Source organism: Thermosulfurimonas dismutans, from assembly GCF_001652585.1.
In the GTDB taxonomy this organism is placed as follows: domain Bacteria; phylum Desulfobacterota; class Thermodesulfobacteria; order Thermodesulfobacteriales; family Thermodesulfobacteriaceae; genus Thermosulfurimonas; species Thermosulfurimonas dismutans.
The window spans coordinates 347,515-365,752 of the sequence record NZ_LWLG01000001.1 but is presented as its reverse complement, the minus strand read 5'-3'; the positions used below and the strand labels follow the sequence as shown (position 1 = coordinate 365,752).

20 protein-coding genes, 1 tRNA gene and 1 other RNA gene are annotated in these 18,238 nt (G+C 53.7%); 11 read left to right on the top strand and 11 right to left on the bottom strand.

Translation table 11 applies throughout. The features are described from left to right. Positions 1-11 precede the first annotated feature (11 nt). The 7 genes from uvrB to TDIS_RS01910 are packed head-to-tail and all read right to left on the bottom strand — an operon-like array spanning position 12 to position 6,724. A complete protein-coding gene (gene uvrB, locus TDIS_RS01940) occupies positions 12-2,033 on the bottom strand; it encodes an excinuclease ABC subunit UvrB (RefSeq protein WP_068668718.1) in 2,022 nt (673 codons plus the stop codon). A gap of 52 nt (positions 2,034-2,085) precedes the next feature. Then, complete coding sequence (gene larC, locus TDIS_RS01935) at positions 2,086-3,267, bottom strand: nickel pincer cofactor biosynthesis protein LarC (RefSeq protein WP_068668716.1); 1,182 nt, start codon at positions 3,265-3,267, stop codon at positions 2,086-2,088. Beyond that, positions 3,264-3,926, bottom strand: coding sequence for a TVP38/TMEM64 family protein (locus TDIS_RS01930; protein ID WP_161939454.1), 663 nt, complete (start codon positions 3,924-3,926; stop codon positions 3,264-3,266). The genes larC and TDIS_RS01930 overlap by 4 nt, the downstream gene beginning before the upstream one ends. After that, complete coding sequence (locus TDIS_RS01925; RefSeq protein ID WP_068668712.1) at positions 3,851-4,237, bottom strand: hypothetical protein; 387 nt, start codon at positions 4,235-4,237, stop codon at positions 3,851-3,853. The genes TDIS_RS01930 and TDIS_RS01925 overlap by 76 nt, the downstream gene beginning before the upstream one ends. A gap of 36 nt (positions 4,238-4,273) precedes the next feature. Continuing rightward, positions 4,274-5,521 carry a hypothetical protein gene (locus tag TDIS_RS01920; RefSeq protein ID WP_153303720.1) on the bottom strand — a complete coding sequence of 416 codons (1,248 nt, stop codon included), beginning with the start codon at positions 5,519-5,521 and terminating at the stop codon, positions 4,274-4,276. Then, positions 5,518-6,360: a cytochrome b N-terminal domain-containing protein gene (locus TDIS_RS01915; RefSeq protein WP_084270899.1), complete on the bottom strand. Its 843-nt coding sequence runs from the start codon at positions 6,358-6,360 to the stop codon at positions 5,518-5,520. Before TDIS_RS01915 ends, TDIS_RS01920 begins: the two co-directional genes overlap by 4 nt. Beyond that, entirely contained in the window at positions 6,326-6,724 is a 399-nt protein-coding gene (locus TDIS_RS01910) for a QcrA and Rieske domain-containing protein (RefSeq protein WP_084270898.1), read from the bottom strand. The genes TDIS_RS01915 and TDIS_RS01910 overlap by 35 nt, the downstream gene beginning before the upstream one ends. 77 nt (positions 6,725-6,801) lie before the next feature. Here TDIS_RS01910 and TDIS_RS01905 point away from each other — a divergent pair, with 77 nt between their 5' ends. From TDIS_RS01905 to TDIS_RS01885, 5 genes are all read left to right on the top strand, one after another. Continuing rightward, on the top strand, positions 6,802-7,317 hold the full coding sequence (locus TDIS_RS01905) for a cysteine hydrolase family protein (RefSeq protein ID WP_068668703.1): 516 nt from the start codon (positions 6,802-6,804) through the stop codon (positions 7,315-7,317). After that, entirely contained in the window at positions 7,317-8,663 is a 1,347-nt protein-coding gene (locus TDIS_RS01900) for a nicotinate phosphoribosyltransferase (RefSeq protein WP_068668701.1), read from the top strand. The genes TDIS_RS01905 and TDIS_RS01900 overlap by 1 nt, the downstream gene beginning before the upstream one ends. A 3-nt stretch (positions 8,664-8,666) precedes the next feature. Further along, positions 8,667-10,034 (top strand): 16S rRNA (cytosine(967)-C(5))-methyltransferase RsmB, encoded by a 1,368-nt coding sequence (gene rsmB / locus TDIS_RS01895; protein ID WP_068668698.1) that lies wholly within the window; start codon positions 8,667-8,669, stop codon positions 10,032-10,034. 10 nt (positions 10,035-10,044) lie between these two features. Next, positions 10,045-10,854 carry a YkgJ family cysteine cluster protein gene (locus tag TDIS_RS01890; protein WP_084270897.1) on the top strand — a complete coding sequence of 270 codons (810 nt, stop codon included), beginning with the start codon at positions 10,045-10,047 and terminating at the stop codon, positions 10,852-10,854. A gap of 44 nt (positions 10,855-10,898) precedes the next feature. Next, a tRNA-Phe gene (locus tag TDIS_RS01885) sits at positions 10,899-10,971 on the top strand. A 61-nt stretch (positions 10,972-11,032) separates the two neighbouring features. Here the strand turns inward: TDIS_RS01885 and TDIS_RS01880 are convergent. The 3 genes from TDIS_RS01880 to TDIS_RS11445 all read right to left on the bottom strand — a co-directional run bounded on the left by TDIS_RS01880 (position 11,033) and on the right by TDIS_RS11445 (position 12,206). Continuing rightward, the gene (locus tag TDIS_RS01880) at positions 11,033-11,245 is read right to left on the bottom strand and encodes a hypothetical protein (RefSeq protein WP_068668696.1); all 213 of its coding nucleotides are present in this window, start codon (positions 11,243-11,245) and stop codon (positions 11,033-11,035) included. Between the two features lie 475 nt (positions 11,246-11,720). Continuing rightward, entirely contained in the window at positions 11,721-12,074 is a 354-nt protein-coding gene (locus TDIS_RS01875; RefSeq protein ID WP_068668694.1) for a hypothetical protein, read from the bottom strand. Between the two features lie 3 nt (positions 12,075-12,077). Then, complete coding sequence (locus TDIS_RS11445) at positions 12,078-12,206, bottom strand: hypothetical protein (RefSeq protein ID WP_279614528.1); 129 nt, start codon at positions 12,204-12,206, stop codon at positions 12,078-12,080. A 63-nt stretch (positions 12,207-12,269) separates the two neighbouring features. Here TDIS_RS11445 and TDIS_RS01870 point away from each other — a divergent pair, with 63 nt between their 5' ends. The 6 genes from TDIS_RS01870 (at position 12,270) to TDIS_RS01845 (ending at position 17,695) form a co-directional block, all read left to right on the top strand. After that, positions 12,270-12,512 (top strand): AbrB/MazE/SpoVT family DNA-binding domain-containing protein, encoded by a 243-nt coding sequence (locus TDIS_RS01870; protein WP_068668692.1) that lies wholly within the window; start codon positions 12,270-12,272, stop codon positions 12,510-12,512. Then, positions 12,484-12,864: a PIN domain-containing protein gene (locus TDIS_RS01865; RefSeq protein WP_068668684.1), complete on the top strand. Its 381-nt coding sequence runs from the start codon at positions 12,484-12,486 to the stop codon at positions 12,862-12,864. The genes TDIS_RS01870 and TDIS_RS01865 overlap by 29 nt, the downstream gene beginning before the upstream one ends. A 175-nt stretch (positions 12,865-13,039) precedes the next feature. Next, positions 13,040-14,407 (top strand): TrpB-like pyridoxal phosphate-dependent enzyme, encoded by a 1,368-nt coding sequence (locus TDIS_RS01860; protein WP_084270896.1) that lies wholly within the window; start codon positions 13,040-13,042, stop codon positions 14,405-14,407. A 56-nt stretch (positions 14,408-14,463) separates the two neighbouring features. Continuing rightward, positions 14,464-15,597 carry an NAD(P)H-dependent flavin oxidoreductase gene (locus TDIS_RS01855; protein ID WP_208595657.1) on the top strand — a complete coding sequence of 378 codons (1,134 nt, stop codon included), beginning with the start codon at positions 14,464-14,466 and terminating at the stop codon, positions 15,595-15,597. Between the two features lie 47 nt (positions 15,598-15,644). After that, positions 15,645-16,023, top strand: an RNA gene (gene rnpB, locus TDIS_RS01850) — RNase P RNA component class A. Between the two features lie 22 nt (positions 16,024-16,045). Next, positions 16,046-17,695: a cation:proton antiporter gene (locus TDIS_RS01845; protein WP_068668667.1), complete on the top strand. Its 1,650-nt coding sequence runs from the start codon at positions 16,046-16,048 to the stop codon at positions 17,693-17,695. Here the strand turns inward: TDIS_RS01845 and TDIS_RS01840 are convergent. Then, positions 17,692-18,231, bottom strand: a complete 540-nt coding sequence (locus TDIS_RS01840; protein WP_068668665.1) for an SAM-dependent methyltransferase — start codon at positions 18,229-18,231, stop codon at positions 17,692-17,694. The two genes, TDIS_RS01845 and TDIS_RS01840, sit on opposite strands and share 4 nt — an antisense overlap. Between the last annotated feature and the right edge of the window lie 7 nt (positions 18,232-18,238).

Below are 18,238 nucleotides of genomic sequence, written 5' to 3'. Positions count from 1 at the left end.
AATAGAAGGAGCTAATTCCATTCCACAGCAAGTTGGCGCAGATGGAATAGACGGTCGCGGAGAGCGGCGGCTTTTTCAAACTCGAGGTTTTTGGCGGCCTTCTTCATCTCCTTTTCCACCCTTTTGATCTCGCGGCGCAGCTCTTCCAGGCTCTCGAATCTCTCCTCCTCGACCTCCATCAGTTTCGGAAGATCCACATAATCGGCCTCGGCGATGCGGGCGAGCGTATCCTCCACTTCCTTTTTCACCGTCTTTGGGGTGATGCCGTGCCGAAGGTTGTATTCCTCCTGAATACGCCTTCGGCGATTGGTCTCCTCGATGGCCCTTTTCATGGAGGGGGTAAGGGTGTCGGCGTAAAGAATGACCGTGCCGTTCACATTCCGAGCCGCCCGGCCCATCATCTGGATGAGCGATCGCTCGGAACGCAGAAAGCCCTCCTTGTCCGCATCAAGGATGGCCACCAGCGACACCTCCGGAATGTCAAGCCCTTCGCGCAGAAGGTTTATTCCGACAAGGACATCGAAGACCCCCCGGCGCAGGTCCCTTATGATCCTTGCCCGCTCTAGGGTCTTGATGTCGGAGTGGAGATACTTTACCTTGATCCCCAGGTCCGCGTAATAGTCGGTCAGTTCCTCGGCCATGCGTTTGGTAAGGGTGCAGACCAGGACCCTTTCGCCGCGCGCAATGCGTTTGCGGATCTCGCCGAGGAGATCGTCCACCTGGTTTTCTGCCGAACGTACCTCCACCTTCGGGTCCATAAGTCCGGTGGGTCTTATGATCTGCTCTATCACGCGGCCCTGTGCCTTATCGAGTTCGTAGGGTCCGGGGGTGGCCGAGACATAGATCACCTGGTTCACCCGGGCCTCGAATTCCTCGAAGGTAAGCGGTCGGTTATCAAGGGCCGATGGCAACCGGAAACCGTATTCCACCAGGGTCTCCTTGCGGGAGCGGTCACCTCGGTACATCCCGGCGAGTTGGGGAATAGTGATGTGGCTCTCGTCGATGAAGATCAAAAAGTCATCCGGAAAGTAGTCAAGCAGGGTGTAGGGAGGCTCGCCGGGTCGTCGGCCATCAAGATAGCGACTGTAGTTCTCGATCCCGTGACAGAAGCCCATCTCCTCGAGCATCTCAAGGTCATAAAGGGTGCGTTTCTTGAGGCGTTCGGCATAATGATGTTCTCCTCGACTCTCGAAGTAGCGCACCCTCTCCTCTAGTTCCTTCCGAATTTCCTCTATGGCCCGGCGTAGGCGATCTTCAGTGGTCACATAGTGGGTCCCGGGGAAAATGACCGTTTCCTTAAGTCTCCCGAGGACTTTTCCTCGAAAGGGATCTATGACCTTGATGGCTTCCACCTCGTCCCCAAAAAGCTCGATCCTAAGGGCCCGTTTCTCCTCACTTGCCGGAAAGACCTCGATCACGTCTCCGCGAACCCGAAAGGTCCCGCGTTTAAAGTCGTAATCGTTTCTCTCGTAGTGCATGGTGACGAGGCGTCTTATGAGTTGATCCCGAGGATAGGTGTCCCCCACCCGAAGATAGAGGTGCATACGGGCGTACTCCTCGGGTGAGCCCAAGCCATAGATGCAAGAGACACTGGCCACCACGATCACATCCTTGCGGGAGAGCACCGCAGAGGTGGCCGCGTGCCTAAGGCGGTCTATAAGGTCGTTGATGGAGGCGTCCTTTTCGATGTAGGTGTCGGTGGCCGGGATGTAGGCCTCGGGTTGATAGTAATCATAGTAGGAGACGAAGTACTCCACGGCGTTATCCGGAAAGAAACGGCGAAATTCGTTGTAGAGCTGGGCAGCCAGGGTCTTGTTGGGGGCGATTACCAAGGTGGGACGGTTCACCCGGGCTATCACATTGGCCATGGTGAAGGTCTTACCGGAGCCGGTTACCCCAAGGAGGACTTGGTGCTTTACCCCGGAAAAGACCCCCTCCACCAAGGCCTCAATGGCCTGCGGTTGATCCCCACAGGGCTTGAGTTCGGTGGCCAGTCTAAACTCTTCTTCCCTTTTCCGCGAACCGTAGAACATATTCATCTCATAAGTTAATGCCTTTCAGGCAGGAAACATCCTGACCGAAAAATCAGGCTGAGTCCCTAAACTTAAATCTAATCTCGTTTAAGACCGCTTGTCTCACCTCTCTCAGAGGGCGCCTGCTTTCGCGGGAGAACTTGATAAGGTCCTCGGCCTCTGGTTTGAACTTGGTCTCTCCCGAAGGGGTACGGGCAATCTTGACCCTGACCTGGCCGTAAGGGGTCTCTATCGTTCTTATCTCACGGGGAAGGCATAATCTCTCGGCCCTGCGGATTCTCACTCCTAAGGTAGAGGTCTCCTCAAGTAGGATGAGGGCGAGTTCTCGCACTTTATCCGGAGACGAAATCACCTCTACTTTTAGCCCTGGACGATTTTTCTTCATAAAACGCGGACTAAACCCCACATCAAGAGCTCCAGCCGAAAGAAGCCTTTCCATTAAATATCCCAGAGTTTCCGGTGACTCGTCGTCAAGATCGGTAATAATCTCCCACACCTCTTCTTTGGGAAGTTTCTCCACGGGCTCGCCAACGAATAGACGCAAAAGGTTGGGCCGAGCCTCAAACGAAAAGGTCCCAGTACCCACTCCCACGGCCTCAATTGTCATTTCCGGAAAAGGACCGAAATCCTTCGCCAGACCCTTTACCAGGGCTGCCCCGGTGGGGGTCACAGTCTCAAAGGACTCCGAAATGCCATAGACCGGGACTCCTTTAAGGATCTCGGCTGCCGCCGGGGCCGGAAGGGGAAGCCGCCCGTGGGCGGTCTCGATCAGGCCCGCCCCTAGAGGAAGAGAAGAGACATAAAGTTCAGAGATTCCAAGAAAGTTAAGCCCGTAAAGCACGCCCAGGACATCCCCCAGCGTATCGTAGGCCGAAAGCTCATGGAGATTAACCTCAGAAAGTTCCCGACCGTGCACCCGGGCCTCGGCTTGAAAAATAAGTGCAAAGATCTCCCGGGCCTTTTCTCTTAGCGAAGGTTCAAGGTCCAGCTTCTCCAGCATAGCCATAAAATCCGGGAACCTGGACGGAAGGGCCCCGGGGCTTTCAGCAGAAAGATTGATCCTTATGGCCTTGAGACCGGAAACTGTGATCTCCTTTACCTCTAAACGCAGCTTCCCCGGAAGCCTGGCCAGAAATCCTGCAAGTTCTTCAGCTGGTACCCCAGCCGAGATCAAGGCCGAAAGGAACATGTCTCCAGAAACCCCACCCACAGCCTGAAGATAGGCCCGCTTCATACCGAAATCTCCTGATAAAATCGTTTTTTGAACACCCTAAAAAGCCCAAGCACCACTACGGCCACTACCGCCACCCAAATTACCATCCGCCAATCTTCCCTATAAAGGGCTTCACCTTCCAGGGTTAGGGCTAGGGTAGCCGGAGCCCTTCCAAGTAACATAATCGGGAAAAAAACCCGAAAGGGGAGAGGGAGAAGCCCTAGGGCGTAACATAGATAGTCCTTGGGAAAACCGGGAAAGAGAAAGAGTAAAAAAGCTGCCGTGGGCCCGTGCTTGCGATTAAAGAGCAGAACTTTTTGGTAAAAGACCTTCCTTGCGAGGTGCCGGTGGACTAGATCACGGAAAAGACGGGCCAGCCCGAAAGCGGCGCTTGACCCTAGAGCCAGGCCCATCATGGCCAGTACAAAGCCCTCCCAGGCCCCGAAGATAAAACCCGCAGCAAGCCCGGTGGCCTCGCCGGGAAGCGGAGCCAGCACCACCTGGCCGGCCTGAATCAGCACGAAAATCACCGGCCCAAGAGGGCCTTTGGACTCCACCAGAGTCCTTAAAGCCTCTCGATTCTCCCAGAGCTGAACCAGCACCTCTACTCCTTGAAAACCGGACAGGGCTTCCTGGGAGGCCAGTTCCGCATAACGGGATCGGAAAAGTCTCTGTGACACGAGAGGCAGAGTCCAACCCTTAAAATTTGTCGAATTTCCTTCCCATTAAAGCCTCTCACCCCGGGGCGGAAGTTCACCAAGGGTTTCCCCGAAAGATCCACCACCGCCGAAAGCCCGTGTTCAATTTCGAGCAACTCCGAGGGAGCCTCAGCCGGCGTGAATCGAAAGCGACCCTTTCCTAAGTAGGTAAGGCTACCGTAACCCAGGCCCACGGTCTTGGCTGACTGGTGACAGTCCTTACAAGTACGGGCCTTGCCGGTATTGTGGGGATACATGAAAGACCAGGTGATGCGTTTAAATTCCTTCTCCAACTTCCCCTCCGGGGAAAGAAAGGAAATGAAGTCCTGTCATCCTGGGACCAAAATCACTACCTTGTCTTCTCGAACTCCGAGGGTGGGCACCTCAACCCGCATATAGCTCCGGAACTCCTCCCAGAGGCCGGGGGTCTCCTTAAAAGACAACTTGTCAAGCTGTTTTTCTCGGGGATCCCGCCTCACATGGCAACCGAAGCACTGGGGAACCCGCTGGTCGTGACAACTCTCACAGGTGAGCCTGCGGTGTACCGGATGTCGGCAGGCCACCGGATCCGGCCTTTTAACTTCAAGTTCTTTTCCACTGAGTTTGGCCTGCCAGTAAATTTTTCCGTCTTTTACTTTGAGGTTGGTGAGGAGCGTGCCCTTTCGGGTTCGGCCTGTCCCCTCGTGGCAAGCCTCGCAGGTGATCTCAAGCGATTCTTCAAAGTGGGCGTAGGCCTTGCCGTCTCCCATGGTCTCGTTCTGGGTGTGACAGTCCACGCAAACCATACCGGCCTTAAAATGTACATCCGGTGGTATACGGGCCACAAAACGTCCGTCTTCGAGTTCTTCGGCCGCGAATTCGCCTTCCTCTATAGGCGCTCCGTATTGTTCGTCTTCATAAAGCCCCTGGTAAGACAATCCGATACGTCCGCTCCGGTTGTGACAGCGCACGCAATTTTCAAGCGGGATCTTTCGGGTAAGTATGGAATGTACCTTCTTATCCTTATTCTTACCCGGAATCAAATGGCAGGCCACGCAACCTCCGCCCTTTTTCTTAAGAAATCCCGGAAGCTTCTCCTTGGGGAGCCACAGGTGGCAGGTGCCACAGAGTTTGCGGAAATAGTCCAAGGCCGGTGAGGTCTCGTCGGTCTTCATTAGGGTCTCCACCGAAGCTTCAGCGTGAAAGTCTTCGATTTCCCCCCAGTAATAACGGAGAGTAGTAATAATACCTCGGTTGGTGGCCATAAGGCTCTTTTTGACCCTTTCGGCATAGCCCGGATGGCATTCCGGCCGACCACAGGTCTGATCCGCTACCCGAAGGTCTCCCGGATTTTTCACCATCCCCCGGTGGGCCCGCTTCTTCTCTACCGTTAGGGGGTCGCCCAAATGACAGTCCGCACACCCCACTACCCCTCGGGCATGGGCTTTCCCAGGAGCCTCCTTGTGGCAGGCAAGACACATGTCCACCCGACCGGAGGCTAAGGTATAGACCTTGTCGGCGCGTTTGAAACGCAACTCTTGGATCAGAGCCGCAAACATGGCCAGCATTAGAACTAAAAACCACCAATGATTTCTCATCGCAAAAGCCCGTAAACCATGAAGAACATATAAACCCCTGTCCAGACTAGGAGGCCTCCGAAGACCCACTTCCTTAGACTATCCATTTTAACCAGCACATAGAGCAAGATCCCTAAAGCCGGAAATAAAATACCAGCCCAAACCGGTGGAAAATATCTCAGGGCTTCCTGTACCCCTAGGAAAAACCAGGGGCCTTTTATCAAAAGGTATGGTCCAGGGGCATGCAACCCCAAGGGATAGACCAGGGCCAGGATCATAGGGGCAAGGAGCCACCCAAGGAGATCTTCTAGAGGCAAGCGCCGTAGCCGGAAGTGCCAGATTCCTGAAACAAAGAAAAGGGCTAACGAGGCGTAGAAATGAAAGAGATAAGGTCGATGGACTCCGGACTCCCGGACCAAGAAAAGACAAGCGTTCAACAGAGATCCTAAAAGGGGGACCTTGAGCACCAAACTTTCGGCGATATAACCGGCAAACCGTCCAGTCTCGTCGCCTCGGGCCACGTAGCCGGTAAAGGCTATCAGAATCAAAAGCGGTAGGGTGGCGCAAAGGGCCAGCCACCTTGCCCAATCGCGTCTGCGGTACCCTTCGGCCACTAAGGTCTCGGCAGCATGATAGAAAAGGAGAATTAGGGTAAAGAATCCGCTCCAGTAATGCAATCTTCGAAAAAACCTCCCGAAGGGTACTACGTTCTCTATGCCCACCGTAGAAAGGAGGGGATAGCTCTCATTAAAAGGATAAGCCAGCAGAATACCCGTAACGATCGCCACGAGGAAACTGGCTGAAAGTCCCCAGGCCACTCGGGGACTAACCCGGAATTTCGAGGATGATTCCGCCCTCAACTTTTTCCCACTTGATTTTCACAAGGTCCTTTTTGGCCGGCCCGGAGAGATAGGCCCCGGTCAGAGCAAACCGGCTCTGATGGCAAGGACAGATAAAGAGATCTTCTCCAGAGCTATAGTTCACCGTACAGCCCAGGTGAGGACACCGGCGGGAAAGAATTCGGAGATGACCATCGGAAGGCCTCACCATAAAGAATTCCTCTTTCACCTTGAGAGTTCCAGCGGGAGGGAGTTCCTCGGCCTTGACAAAAACCTTTTTCGGCGGTCTGGGGAGAAAATAGACCACAGTTTTTAGGCCCATGTAACCAAAAACTCCAGCCGCTCCCCCTGCGAATATCCACTTTAATATTTCTCGACGCTTCATGCTCTCTATTTCTAACCCATTCAGATCATCTTGCCAAACGATTTGCCCTTGATTAATCTTTCCACGTGGAGGGCAAGATGCGGGGCCTGGTTGTTATAGACATGCTTAATGATTTCATGGACCCTAGGGGGATACTTTACTGCGGTGAAGCGGCCAGAAAAATCATTCCGGAAGTCAAAAAGCTCATCGAAGAATTCCGATCGCGGAAAGAACCGGTTATCTATGTCTGCGACGCTCACGATCCAGACGACAGGGAATTTCAGGCCTTTCCGGCCCACTGTGTGAAGGGCACGTGGGGGGCAGAGGTCATCCCGGAGATCGCCCCGGAGCCCGGGGATAAGGTACTTCCCAAAACCCGGTTTGACGCCTTCTTCCGCACCGAGCTCGAAGAAGTCCTCAAGGAACTCGAAGTTACCGAGGTCTGGCTCTGCGGGGTCTGCACCAGCATCTGCGTGATGGACACCGCGGCTGGGGCCTTTTTCCGGGGCTTTAAGGTAGTTGTTCCGAAGAGGGCCGTAGGGGACTTCGATCCCGAAGCCCACGCCTTTGCTCTGCGACGTATGGAGAGGATCTATAAAGCCAAGGTGATTTGATGTCCTCCTGGCTTAACGTCTCCGCCCTTCTTACGGATCTCTATGAGCTCACTATGAGCCAGGTTTATGTGGAGCGAGACATGCTCGCTCCGGCAACCTTTTCGCTTTTCGTTCGGAAACTTCCCCAAAATCGCTCTTTTCTGCTGGCCGCAGGTCTCTGGCCCCTGCTTGAGGCCCTTCAAGACTTCCGATTTTCCGAAGAAGACCTCGCTTATTTGGAATCTCTAAAGCTCTTTAAGCCCACTTTTTTGGATTATCTCAAAAACTTCCGTTTTACCGGGGAGGTCTGGGCCCTTCCAGAAGGCACGGTTTTCTTTGAAAACGCACCTGTGGTGGAGATTACAGCACCCCTTCCCGAGGCCCAGATTGTAGAAACCCTAGTCATCAACATCTTAAATATTGAAACCGCAGTGGCTACCAAGGCTGCCCTATGCGTAATAGCGGCAGATGGACGGCCCTGTGTGGACTTTGGGGCCAGGCGTACACAGGGCCTTGAGGCCAGCCTACATGCCGCCCGAGCCTCATATATCGCGGGGTTTACGGCCACCAGCAACGTGCTGGCCGGAAAACTCTTCGGCATACCGGTTACCGGGACCATGGCCCATTCCTATGTGGAAAGTTTCCCAAACGAGGAAGAGGCCTTCTTAGCTTTTGGCAGAAACTTCCCCGAAAACACGGTTCTTCTCATCGATACTTACGATCCCCTCCGCGGAGCCGAAAAGGCCATCGAGGTCGCCCGACGGCTTTCCGAAAGGGGTATTCGCGTCCGTGGGGTGCGGCTCGATTCCGGAAACGTGATCGAACTGGCCCGGGAGGTTCGAAGACTTCTTGATAAGGCCGGATTCCCGGAAATAAAGATTTTTGTCTCCGGTGGCCTTGACGAGCACAAAATCGCCGAAATCGTTTCCTCCCGAGCCCCGGTTGACGCCTTTGGCATAGGCACCAAGATGGGCGTTTCGGCCGACGCCCCTTATCTCGACCTAGCCTATAAGCTGGTGGAATATGACGGCAAACCTCGACTCAAACTTTCCGAAGGCAAGGTCACCTATCCCGGCCGCAAGCAGGTCTTCCGGCGTTTTGACCCCTCGGGGCTCTTCTACGAAGATGAATTAGGTCTTAGGGAAGAAAATCTTATAGGCAACCCCCTTCTGAAATGCTTCATGCGGGATGGCCGTCTCCTCATGGAAAACCCGCCCCTTCCGGAAATACGAAAAAAAGCCGCCGAGAACCTCAAAAGCCTTCCCGAAGACATCCGGAAGGGGCAACGTACACCCTCTACTCGCATCTCCGAGAAATTGAGGGCCCTTTACTCCGAAACCGTCGAACGTATAAGGAAAGTCCTTTAGCCTATGCCGAAGCTCCCACGCAGAAATCCTCGGGCTATGGCCTTAAAAACCCTTATCCGCTGGGAACGGGGGAAACCTCTCCTCGACGAGATCTTGGCCGAAGTTCTAACCAAGAGCGTCCTTCCGGACCCTCGGGACCGTGCTCTGTGTGGGGAGCTGGTGAACGGAGTGGTCCGGCATCTCTATTACCTTGATTACGTGATCTCTCGCTTTTCTGAAGAGCCTCTAGAGAAAATGGATCCCCAAGTGAGGAACTTGTTGCGGCTTTCGGCCTACCAACTCCTTTTTACCCGCATACCCGAGCGGGCCGCGGTGGCCGAGGCCGTAAAGCTCCTCAAAAGAGGCCGCGGGAAGTGGATTATCTCGTTCGTAAACGCCGTTTTAAGGAAAATCGCCGCTAAAAGACAGAATCCGCCTGAACCTCCCCGAGAGATGAATCCTGTGGCCTATCTCTCCGTGCGTTACTCTTACCCCGAGTGGCTGGTAGAAAGGTGGTTAGCCCGTTTTGGCGAAGAGGAAACTGAACGTTTGCTCGCCGCCGGCAACGAAAAACCCCCTTTGGTGGTGAGGGCCAACACCTTGCGGGTTACCAGGGATCAGCTCCTCCTCTATCTCAAAAGCGAGATACCAGAAGCCGAACCTACCCGCTATAGCCCTGACGGCATCATTCTACACGGCTTTCGGGGTCACGTGACAAACCTCCGGGCCTTTCGGGTGGGCTGGCTCCAGGTTCAGGACGAGTCCAGCCAGCTGGTCTCCTACCTGGTCTCGCCTCGGCCGGGAGAAAAGATCCTTGACGCCTGCGCCGGAGTTGGAGGCAAGACCACCCATCTGGCCCAACTCCTTCGCAATACCGGTCACATCTATGCCTACGATCTTTATGAATGGCGCCTTAAGAGGCTTCGCGAAAACGCCGAGCGCCTGGGAATCACCAACGTGGAGACCATCACAGCTGACGTGACAGAGGCCGTAAAGGCCCTCGGAGGGAACTTTTTCGATCGCATCTTGATCGATGCCCCCTGCACCGGAACCGGGGTTATTCGGAGGCATCCCGACATCAAATGGGCCCGCAAACCCGAGGATTTGGTAAAAGTCCCGGAGAAACAGTTGGCCCTTCTAGAATCTCTTAGCGAAACTCTAAAAAAAGGGGGGCTTCTGGTTTACGCTACCTGCAGCCTTGAACCCGAGGAAAACGAAGAGGTGATCCAGCAATTTCTGGCCCGTCATCCAGAATTCGAGATCGACGACCCCAGAAAGGCCCTTCCCGAAGCCGCCCGGGAGCTCATTGACGAAAATGGTTTTCTGCACACCTATCCCCATCGCCATGGTCTGGATGGTTTTTTCGGGGTAAGATTAAAAAAAAGGAGTTGAGGAGAGAGAGATGGCCATCACCGAACTTCGAGGTATGGATCGCGTCATCGTCCCTATTAAGCTCGAACCAGGGACGAAGTTCATTTTTCAATGCGGGCCGGGAGTGCCCTGTTTCAAACTCTGCTGTTCGGCCCTCTATCTTCCGCTTACACCTTATGACATCCTTCGTTTGAGAAATCACCTAGGACTTTCGACCGACGAGTTTCTGCTGCAGTACACCGAGCCTTTCATCTTACCTCGCTCCGGACTGCCGGTAGCTCGCCTCAAGATGCAAGACAACGAGGAAAAGACCTGTCCCTTTTTAAGTGAAGAAGGGTGCAAAGTTTACGAAGTAAGGCCTTTGGCCTGTCGTTACTATCCCCTTGGACTGGGAATTTTCCGCAACCGGGACGAAGGCCGTAACGAAGATTTCTATTACTTGGTCAAGGAAGGATTTTGCCAGGGACTCGATTCCGGCCCGGAGATAACGGTCGAAGAGTACCGTCAGAGCCAGGGCATTCCCGAGACCGAGGAGCCGGTTAAGGAGTGGGCCGAGATCGTCATGAAAAAAGAGTCCCTGGGCCCTATTGAGGTCCCGGAAAAGAGCCTTCAGCTCTTTTTCATGGTGAGCACTAATCCTGAAAGGTTCCGCCGGTTCGTATTTGAGAGCAAATTTTTAGAGATCTTTGAGGTGGACCAGGAAACTCAAGATCGCATTCGGGAGGATGATCTGGCGTTACTCCAATTCGGGTTCCGGTGGCTCAAGAGCGTCCTTTTCGGCGAGGATCTTATCAAGCGTCGTAAGGAGGTCCCCAAGCACAAGAAGATGAAACCCGCTTAGGGGCTTGCAAGCCTTTCAAAAGATGGTATGTAAATAAATTACGTGCCGGGGTAGCTCAGTCGGTAGAGCAGCGGACTGAAAATCCGCGTGTCGGTGGTTCGATTCCGCCCCCCGGCACCTTGATTCTCAACGGTTTCAGAAGATCTATTCTTCCTGATAATTTGATTTTCCCCACCTATTACCTAGAAGTAAGATAGATCCTAATTCTCCACCTCTTCCTTGGAAATTTATGGAAGCACATTCGGTTTTTAGCGTGCCCGGTAAAAAGAGCTTGCTCAAGGCTCGCATACCGGGAAAGCATGTTCAGGGCCTCGGCTATCCCCTCCATGGCCGCAGGTAACCGCTCAAGCTCATGGTAGGCCTCGGAAAGGACGTAATGGGCCTCGATCAAAGCCTCTTTGTCGAAAGCCTTCGATTTTTCAGTTTAGGCATTTTGGCACCTCCGTGGTGTGGTGTTTTGGGCTTGGAGCCTTCTTCTTCGGATGCCAAGATCATGAGGCCTTTCCTTTCGGCTTCAAGAGCCTCCTAGATCTCGACAAGCGCCCACTTACGGTCAAAGGCAAAGTGAGCTAGGAGATCAAAAAGCGAGGGCAGAGAGTCCAGGGGCACTCTCCTGTATATCTACATCGGAGAACCCGTAGCGGTTAACCGTGCCCCGGAAGAAATAGACGAAGTCTCGCAAACACTCCCAAAAAAGCAAGGTTCTCAATGGCAAGGTGTTCGGTGTGAAGATCTCTCTCGTCCTCATGCGGATACCTTTAACGTGGTCTTAGATGGCTTCTTTGATGTTCATGACTTCCCCCTCCTCGGTCTAGTTTTGGTGACCAGGGCCAGGAAGTAAGTTCGTAATCTCGGCCCTGGCGAACTTAGTCCTCGCACCCGCAGCCGTCGTTGATGTCCTCTTCCTCCTCGGGGCCGGGTTTCTGGGTCTTGGTCTGGGCCAGAAGGTCATTGACGGCTTGCCTGATCTCAAACTTGGCTTTGCCCAGGTCTTCGGTCATCCACATGGTGTAAGTCTTAAAGATTGTAGAGTAGGAGTTCTTGACTTTCTCGGCTAGAAAAGAAAGGCCTAGCTTGCCTTCCGGATCGACTTCTTGGACATCCTCGGCCAACCGGGCCACGTCTGCCAAAACCTCCAGGGCCAAAGACACGTCCATAAGTTCGTGCACTTTAGTCTCAAGGATCTTGGATTTTAGGTCTAAGCGTTCTCTGGTGCTCATGGTTTAACCCCTTATGTTTTGGTTTTGGATCTGAGCCAAAAGGTCGTTTATGAGTTTGGCCTCAGTTGCTAGGTGATCGGCCGTCCAGTTGAGGTTCCACTTGCGGTCCCAGGCGTATTCCTTGAATGGCATCCACTTCCTTTTCCCTCTGGTTTGACTTACAATCAAAGTAAAGCTTGCGTGCGAGGTAAAGTCATGTTGATTAAGACTGTCAAAGTATCCCAAAAGGGACAAATCACGCTTCCCAAGGAGATGAGAGAAGCCCTTGGCTCCGAGGTTCTCAGGCTCGTTCTCCGGGATCGGAAAGTAATCATTGAGCCGGTGGAAGACCTGGCAGGTTCTCTCAAGGAATACGCTAAGCCCGTGGACCTAACCAAAGCCAAGGAAGAAGCCTGGACGGAGGCCGTGCGTGAAAAGTTTGGTAGTGGTAGACACTAACGTTATCATCCGCTACCTCATCGGGGATCACCCAGAGCACTTCGAGAAAGCCCGGACCTTCTGGGAGCAAGTCAAACTCGGAAAGGTTCAGGCCTTCATCCCGGAAAGTGTTCTTGCCGAGACCGTCTACGTTCTTCTGAAAGTTTACGGTGTGCCCAAGGAGAAGGCCGTGGAGAAGCTATCCCAACTCTTGGACTACAAAGGCTTAGAAGGAGAGCTTGCCGTTTACAGGGAAGCCCTGGTCCTCTTTGGAGCCAGAAAAGTCGACATAGTGGACGCCATCGTTTTGGCTTGGGGCAACGTAAAAGGGTACAGACCTTTTAGTTTTGACCGCGATGTTGCCCGGAACTGACGTGCTTAATCTTCACCCAACTCCGAATACCACTTCTTAGGGGCGAAAACCGTAATGGTTAGTTTCCTGATTCTTTTATTAATGTTTATTTATTAATTTTTTCCTATTTGCATAGAACCTTCTTTTGTGTAAAGTCTAGATTGCGCTAGACTGTTTATTTTAAGGAGGTTTAATCATCTTGGAGACCAAAATCCTCCTTCCAGAAACCGAACTGCCGGAGGCGTGGTTTAATATCATTCCCCGGTTACCCAAACCGCCAGCTCCACCGCTTGATCCCCGAAGTGGGGAGCCTATAAAGCCCGAAGACCTCCTCACCATCTTTCCCCGCGCCCTTGTCGAGCAGGAGATGAGCCCGGAACCCTGGATTGAAATCCCCGAGGAAGTGAAAAAAGTCTATCGTCTCTGGAGGCCGACTCCGCTGCGCCGGGCCCACAATCTTGAGAAGGCTTTGAAGACGCCGGCCCGAATCTACTACAAGGACGAAAGTGTTAGCCCTCCTGGCAGCCACAAGCCCAATACCGCCGTGGCCCAGGCCTATTACAACAAAAAGGAAGGTATCCGTCGGCTGGCCACGGAAACCGGGGCCGGGCAATGGGGCAGCGCCCTGGCCTTTGCCTGTAAGATTTTTAACCTTGAGTGCACGGTTTACATGGTGAAAGTGAGTTTCGAGCAGAAACCTTTCCGTAAGAGTCTAATGCACATCTGGGGAGCAGAAGTCTTCCCCTCGCCCTCTGAACGCACAGCGGCCGGCCGTCGAATCCTTGCCGAAAATCCGAAGACTCGGGGTAGCTTGGGGATTGCTATCTCTGAAGCGGTAGAAGATGCTGCCACTCACGAGGACACTAACTATGCTCTAGGTAGTGTTCTAAACCACGTACTCCTTCATCAGACCATTATCGGCCTTGAAACCCAGAAACAGCTTGAACAGATAGAAGAGCGACCGGACATCCTTATTGGTTGTGTCGGTGGGGGAAGTAACTTCGCTGGTTTTACCTTTCCTTTCATTGGAGAGATCCTTGAGGGTCGTCTTTCGGCGGAGGTGATTGCGGTTGAACCCACCAGCTGCCCTACGCTCACCAAGGGCGTCTATCGTTATGACTTTGGCGACACCGCTGGTCTCACCCCTCTTCTTTTGATGCACACCCTGGGGCATACCTTTGAGCCTCCAGGCATTCATGCGGGAGGTCTGAGATATCATGGAGATGCTCCCCTAATTTGCCAATTGGTAAAAGAGGGCGTGATAAAACCACGGGCCTATCCCCAAAACCCCTGTTTTGAAGCGGCGGTGCTCTTTGCCCAAACTGAAGGAATCATTCCGGCACCCGAAACCAGTCACGCCATAAGGGCGGTTATAGACGAAGCCATCAAGTGTCGAGAGACTGGCGAGGAGAAAACCATTGTTTTCTGCTTCAGCGGGCACGGCCACTTTGATCTAGCGGCCTATGACGCTTTCTTGGAAGGGAAGCTTGAAGACTACGAGTATCCAGAAGAAAAGATCCGGGAGGCTCTGGAGAAATTACCCAAATTTCCTACAGGGCTTTGATATTGACATATTAGAGATTGACTTTAGTCTCAAAAAGAATTAAAAAAGTCATCGTTATGATGGAATCCAAATGGTCCTGTGAACCCCCGGCCCTCAAAATTGGTGATCTCGTAGCGCGGGTACCTATTGTCCAGGGAGGCATGGGCGTAGGTATTTCGCTGGCGGGCCTGGCCTCGGCGGTAGCTAGAGCCGGTGGGATTGGTGTAATATCTGCGGCTTTGGTTGGAATCTACGAGGGCGAGGCCTATTTCTTCAAGAATCCCACCGAAGCCAACATCCAAGGCATTAAACGCCAGATCGCCCTGGCCAAGAAGAAGGCCCCGGGAGGAATCATCGGGGTCAACATCATGGTGGCCCTTACGGACTTTGAGCCCCTATGCCGGGCGGCCTGTGAAGCCGGAGCCGACATCCTATTCTGCGGAGCCGGGCTTCCCTTGAACCTTCCAGAACTTCGGCCCGAGGGAGCGAACACCAAGCTGGTCCCCATAGTGTCTTCGCCTCGGGCGGCTCAACTCGTTGCCAAACGCTGGTGGAGCAAGTACCAGTACGTACCCGATGCGGTGGTGGTGGAAGGTCCCAAGGCCGGAGGCCATCTAGGATTTGCCCCGGACAAGATAGAAGCCGAGGAGTCACGCCTTGAAGTCCTGGTTCCCCAAGTGCTAGAAGCCATGAAACCCTTTGAAGACAAGGCGGGCAAACCTATTCCGGTAATTCCAGCAGGCGGCATATACACCGGACGCGACATCTATTATTACATTAACAAACTCGGCGCTGCCGGGGTCCAGATGGCCACCCGCTTCGTGGCCACCCACGAGTGCGACGCTGCCCCGGCTTTCAAGGAAGCCTTCGTCAAGGCCACCAAGGAAGATCTCACCATTATCAAAAGTCCTGTGGGACTTCCCGGTCGAGCCATCCGGGGTACTTTCATCAAAGAGGTAGAGGCCGGCAAAAAGAAGCCTTATAAGTGTATCTATCACTGCCTCAAGACCTGCGATTACCGCAAGAGTCCTTACTGTATCGCTGCGGCCCTGATAAACGCCCAGCGAGGTAGACTTGAAGCTGGTTTCGTCTTTGCCGGGGCCAATGCCTGGCGGGTAGACAAGATCGTCTCGGTCCAAGAACTTATTGACGAACTGATCGAGGAATACTGTCAGGCCCTAAAAGAGGATCAGGAAGGGCCCCGGGCCTAAACCCGCCCTTGCTTATAGGTTACTCCGTCTTAAATTTTATTTCTGGGAGGGTCGGTCGGTGGTCGCCGGAGGTCTTTGACCTCCGGAGGAAAGTCCGGGCTCCGCAGGGCAGGGCGCCGGGTAACACCCGGAGGGGGTAACCCCTGGAAAGTGCCACAGAAAACAGACCGCCTCGGGGCTTGGCCTCGGGGTAAGGGTGAAAAGGTGGGGTAAGAGCCCACCGCTTCCTCCCGAGAGGGAGGAAGGCACGGCAAACCCCGCCCGGAGAAAGGCCGCATAGGGGGGCGCTTGAGGGTGGCCCGCCCGATGCCCCCGGGTAGGCCGCTAGAGCGGCCGGGCAACCGGCCGCCTAGAGGAATGACCACCACCTGCGGGGGTCGAAAGGCTCCGCAGGCTACAGAACCCGGCTTATGACCGGCCCTCCCCGTTCTTTCTAAGGTGAGAAAGGGTGGCCCTACTCCAAGAAATCGTCCTTATCCTGTGCTCTGCGGCTCTGACTGGTCTTTTAGCCCATCATTTGCGTATTCCAACCCTCATAGGCTTCATACTGGCCGGAGTCCTCATAGGGCCTTCGGGGCTAGCCCTTATACAAAACTTGGAAGAAATCCACCTCTGGGCCGAGATCGGGGTCATCTTGCTGCTTTTCACTATCGGGATCGAGTTTTCGCCTGCCCAACTCTCCCGCCTCAAGAGGATTGCCCTTCTGGGAGGCACCTTTCAGATCCTGGCCACGGCTTTGACCGTAACTCTGCTCTTGCAAGTATTAGCGGGCTTGACTCTAGGCCGAAGCATCTTTTGGGGCCTGGTGGTGGCCCTGAGCAGTACCGCAGTGGTACTCTCCTTGCTGCAGGATCGTCATGAACTGGAGACCCCTCAAGGACAGATCGCCATGGGAATCCTCCTCTTCCAGGATCTCATGGTGGTACCCATGCTCATGGCCATCCCTTTGCTCAACCCGGATGTGAGCGGGGAAACCCAAAGCTGGCCCTTTCTGTTCTTGAAAAGCGCAGGGGCCTTCGTCGCCCTCTATATCGCGGGCACCAAGCTGGTGCCCTGGATCATGGATCAGGTGGCTCTTACCCGCAACCGCGAACTCTTTCTCTTGATCGTGATCGCTCTTTGCCTAGGCATTTCCCTCATCACCTACAAGGCCGGCCTTTCTCTTTCTATGGGTGCTTTTCTGGCAGGCTTCCTCCTTTCCCGCAGCCCCTACCACGCCCAGATAGTAGCCGAAATCCTGCCCTTCAAGGACCTCTTGGTGTGCGTATTTTTCATCTCGGTGGGCATGCTGCTTTCACCGGAGACACTCTGGCAACAGCCGCTCAAGGTCCTAGGACTCACTTCGGGCATTATCGTTCTGAAAGGTCTTATCGCTCTGGGAGCAGTCTTGCTCTTGAGATATCCCTTCAAGATCGCCCTGACTTCAGGTCTCTTGCTCTTTCAAGTAGGAGAATTTTCCTTTGTCTTGGCCCAGGAAGGTTTGAAATACCAGCTCCTTTCACCCGAAGAACACCGGATCTTCATTGCAGCTACCCTCTTCTCCATCTTGTTTACGCCTTTGAGCTATAACTTCTTGATACGTTTTGGCGGGCGCTTTTGGGGGGCCATAGCCAAACCTTCAGCCTCAGATAAATTCTTCAAAGACCACTTGGTTATAATCGGCTTCGGAGTTATTGGGCGCACCTTAGCCTTAGCTGCCAAGAGGGCCTCCTTGCCTTTTGTAGTTATCGAACTAAACCCCTTGACTGTCAAAAGGGAAAAGCTGAAAGGGACTCCTATCGTCTTTGGCGACGCCTCTAATGCGTATATCCTGCAAGAAGCCGGTCTAGAGATGGCACGTGTGGTAGCTGTAACCATTCCTGATGCCAAGACCGCCCGGGCTGTGGTTGCCTTAGTAAGGCGTATCAATCCCAAGGTCTATCTCATTGCAAGGACTAGGTTTGCCACTGAAATTGAAGTTCTCAAAAATCTGGGAGCCGACGAAGTGGTTGCCGAAGAACTGGTGGCCTCCACCGAAATCTTCAGGCGGGTCATGACTCGTTATGGCCTTCCTTCGGACTTCATCCAGAAATTGTTGGATCAAACCTGGCCCTCCTAGGAGACCTGATAGATATAAATAGGATCACCTTCCTGGATCACCTTTTGAGGCCTCCAACCCGGCAGAGGAAAGTTACAGCTGATCACGATAGCCCCTTTTCGCAATTCTTGCCGGAGTTTGGGCGACAGTTCTCGAAGAACGTCCGGAAAAAGATAACAAAAAATTACCTCATAAGACGAGAGATCTTCTTTCATGAAATCCCTAAATCGCACCTCTGTCGGAACCCGAAAGAGTCCGTTTTTCGCTCTGGCCAAAAAATAGGCCCAGGGATTGATCTCGTAGCCCACACCCCGCACCTGGTATCGTTTCCAGGCCGCCCGCAGAAATCGCCCGTCCCCGCAGCCGAGATCAACCAGCCTGGTCTCGGGACTCATGGAGACGGCCTCAAGAATGGCCCGGATCTTACGACGTGAGGTGGAGACAAAGAGGGCTCCCTTGGTTTTCGGAAGGACCAAGACCATGCTTACAGCGTAGGCTATTTTGACGAGAATTAGAGGCACGACCACTCCGGCAAGAAGCCAAATAATCTTTCCCATGCCAAAA

Coding starts and splice junctions, on each gene's coding strand:
- uvrB (WP_068668718.1), bottom strand. CDS start 2,033: ATGTTCTACGGTTCGCGGAAAAGGGAAGAAGAGTTTAGACTGGCCACC.
- larC (WP_068668716.1), bottom strand. CDS start 3,267: ATGAAGCGGGCCTATCTTCAGGCTGTGGGTGGGGTTTCTGGAGACATG.
- TDIS_RS01920 (WP_153303720.1), bottom strand. CDS start 5,521: ATGAGAAATCATTGGTGGTTTTTAGTTCTAATGCTGGCCATGTTTGCG.
- TDIS_RS01910 (WP_084270898.1), bottom strand. CDS start 6,724: ATGAAGCGTCGAGAAATATTAAAGTGGATATTCGCAGGGGGAGCGGCT.
- TDIS_RS01905 (WP_068668703.1), top strand. CDS start 6,802: ATGCGGGGCCTGGTTGTTATAGACATGCTTAATGATTTCATGGACCCT.
- TDIS_RS01900 (WP_068668701.1), top strand. CDS start 7,317: ATGTCCTCCTGGCTTAACGTCTCCGCCCTTCTTACGGATCTCTATGAG.
- rsmB (WP_068668698.1), top strand. CDS start 8,667: ATGCCGAAGCTCCCACGCAGAAATCCTCGGGCTATGGCCTTAAAAACC.
- TDIS_RS01890 (WP_084270897.1), top strand. CDS start 10,045: ATGGCCATCACCGAACTTCGAGGTATGGATCGCGTCATCGTCCCTATT.
- TDIS_RS01875 (WP_068668694.1), bottom strand. CDS start 12,074: ATGAGCACCAGAGAACGCTTAGACCTAAAATCCAAGATCCTTGAGACT.
- TDIS_RS11445 (WP_279614528.1), bottom strand. CDS start 12,206: ATGCCATTCAAGGAATACGCCTGGGACCGCAAGTGGAACCTCAACTGG.
- TDIS_RS01870 (WP_068668692.1), top strand. CDS start 12,270: ATGTTGATTAAGACTGTCAAAGTATCCCAAAAGGGACAAATCACGCTT.
- TDIS_RS01855 (WP_208595657.1), top strand. CDS start 14,464: ATGATGGAATCCAAATGGTCCTGTGAACCCCCGGCCCTCAAAATTGGT.
- TDIS_RS01840 (WP_068668665.1), bottom strand. CDS start 18,231: ATGGGAAAGATTATTTGGCTTCTTGCCGGAGTGGTCGTGCCTCTAATT.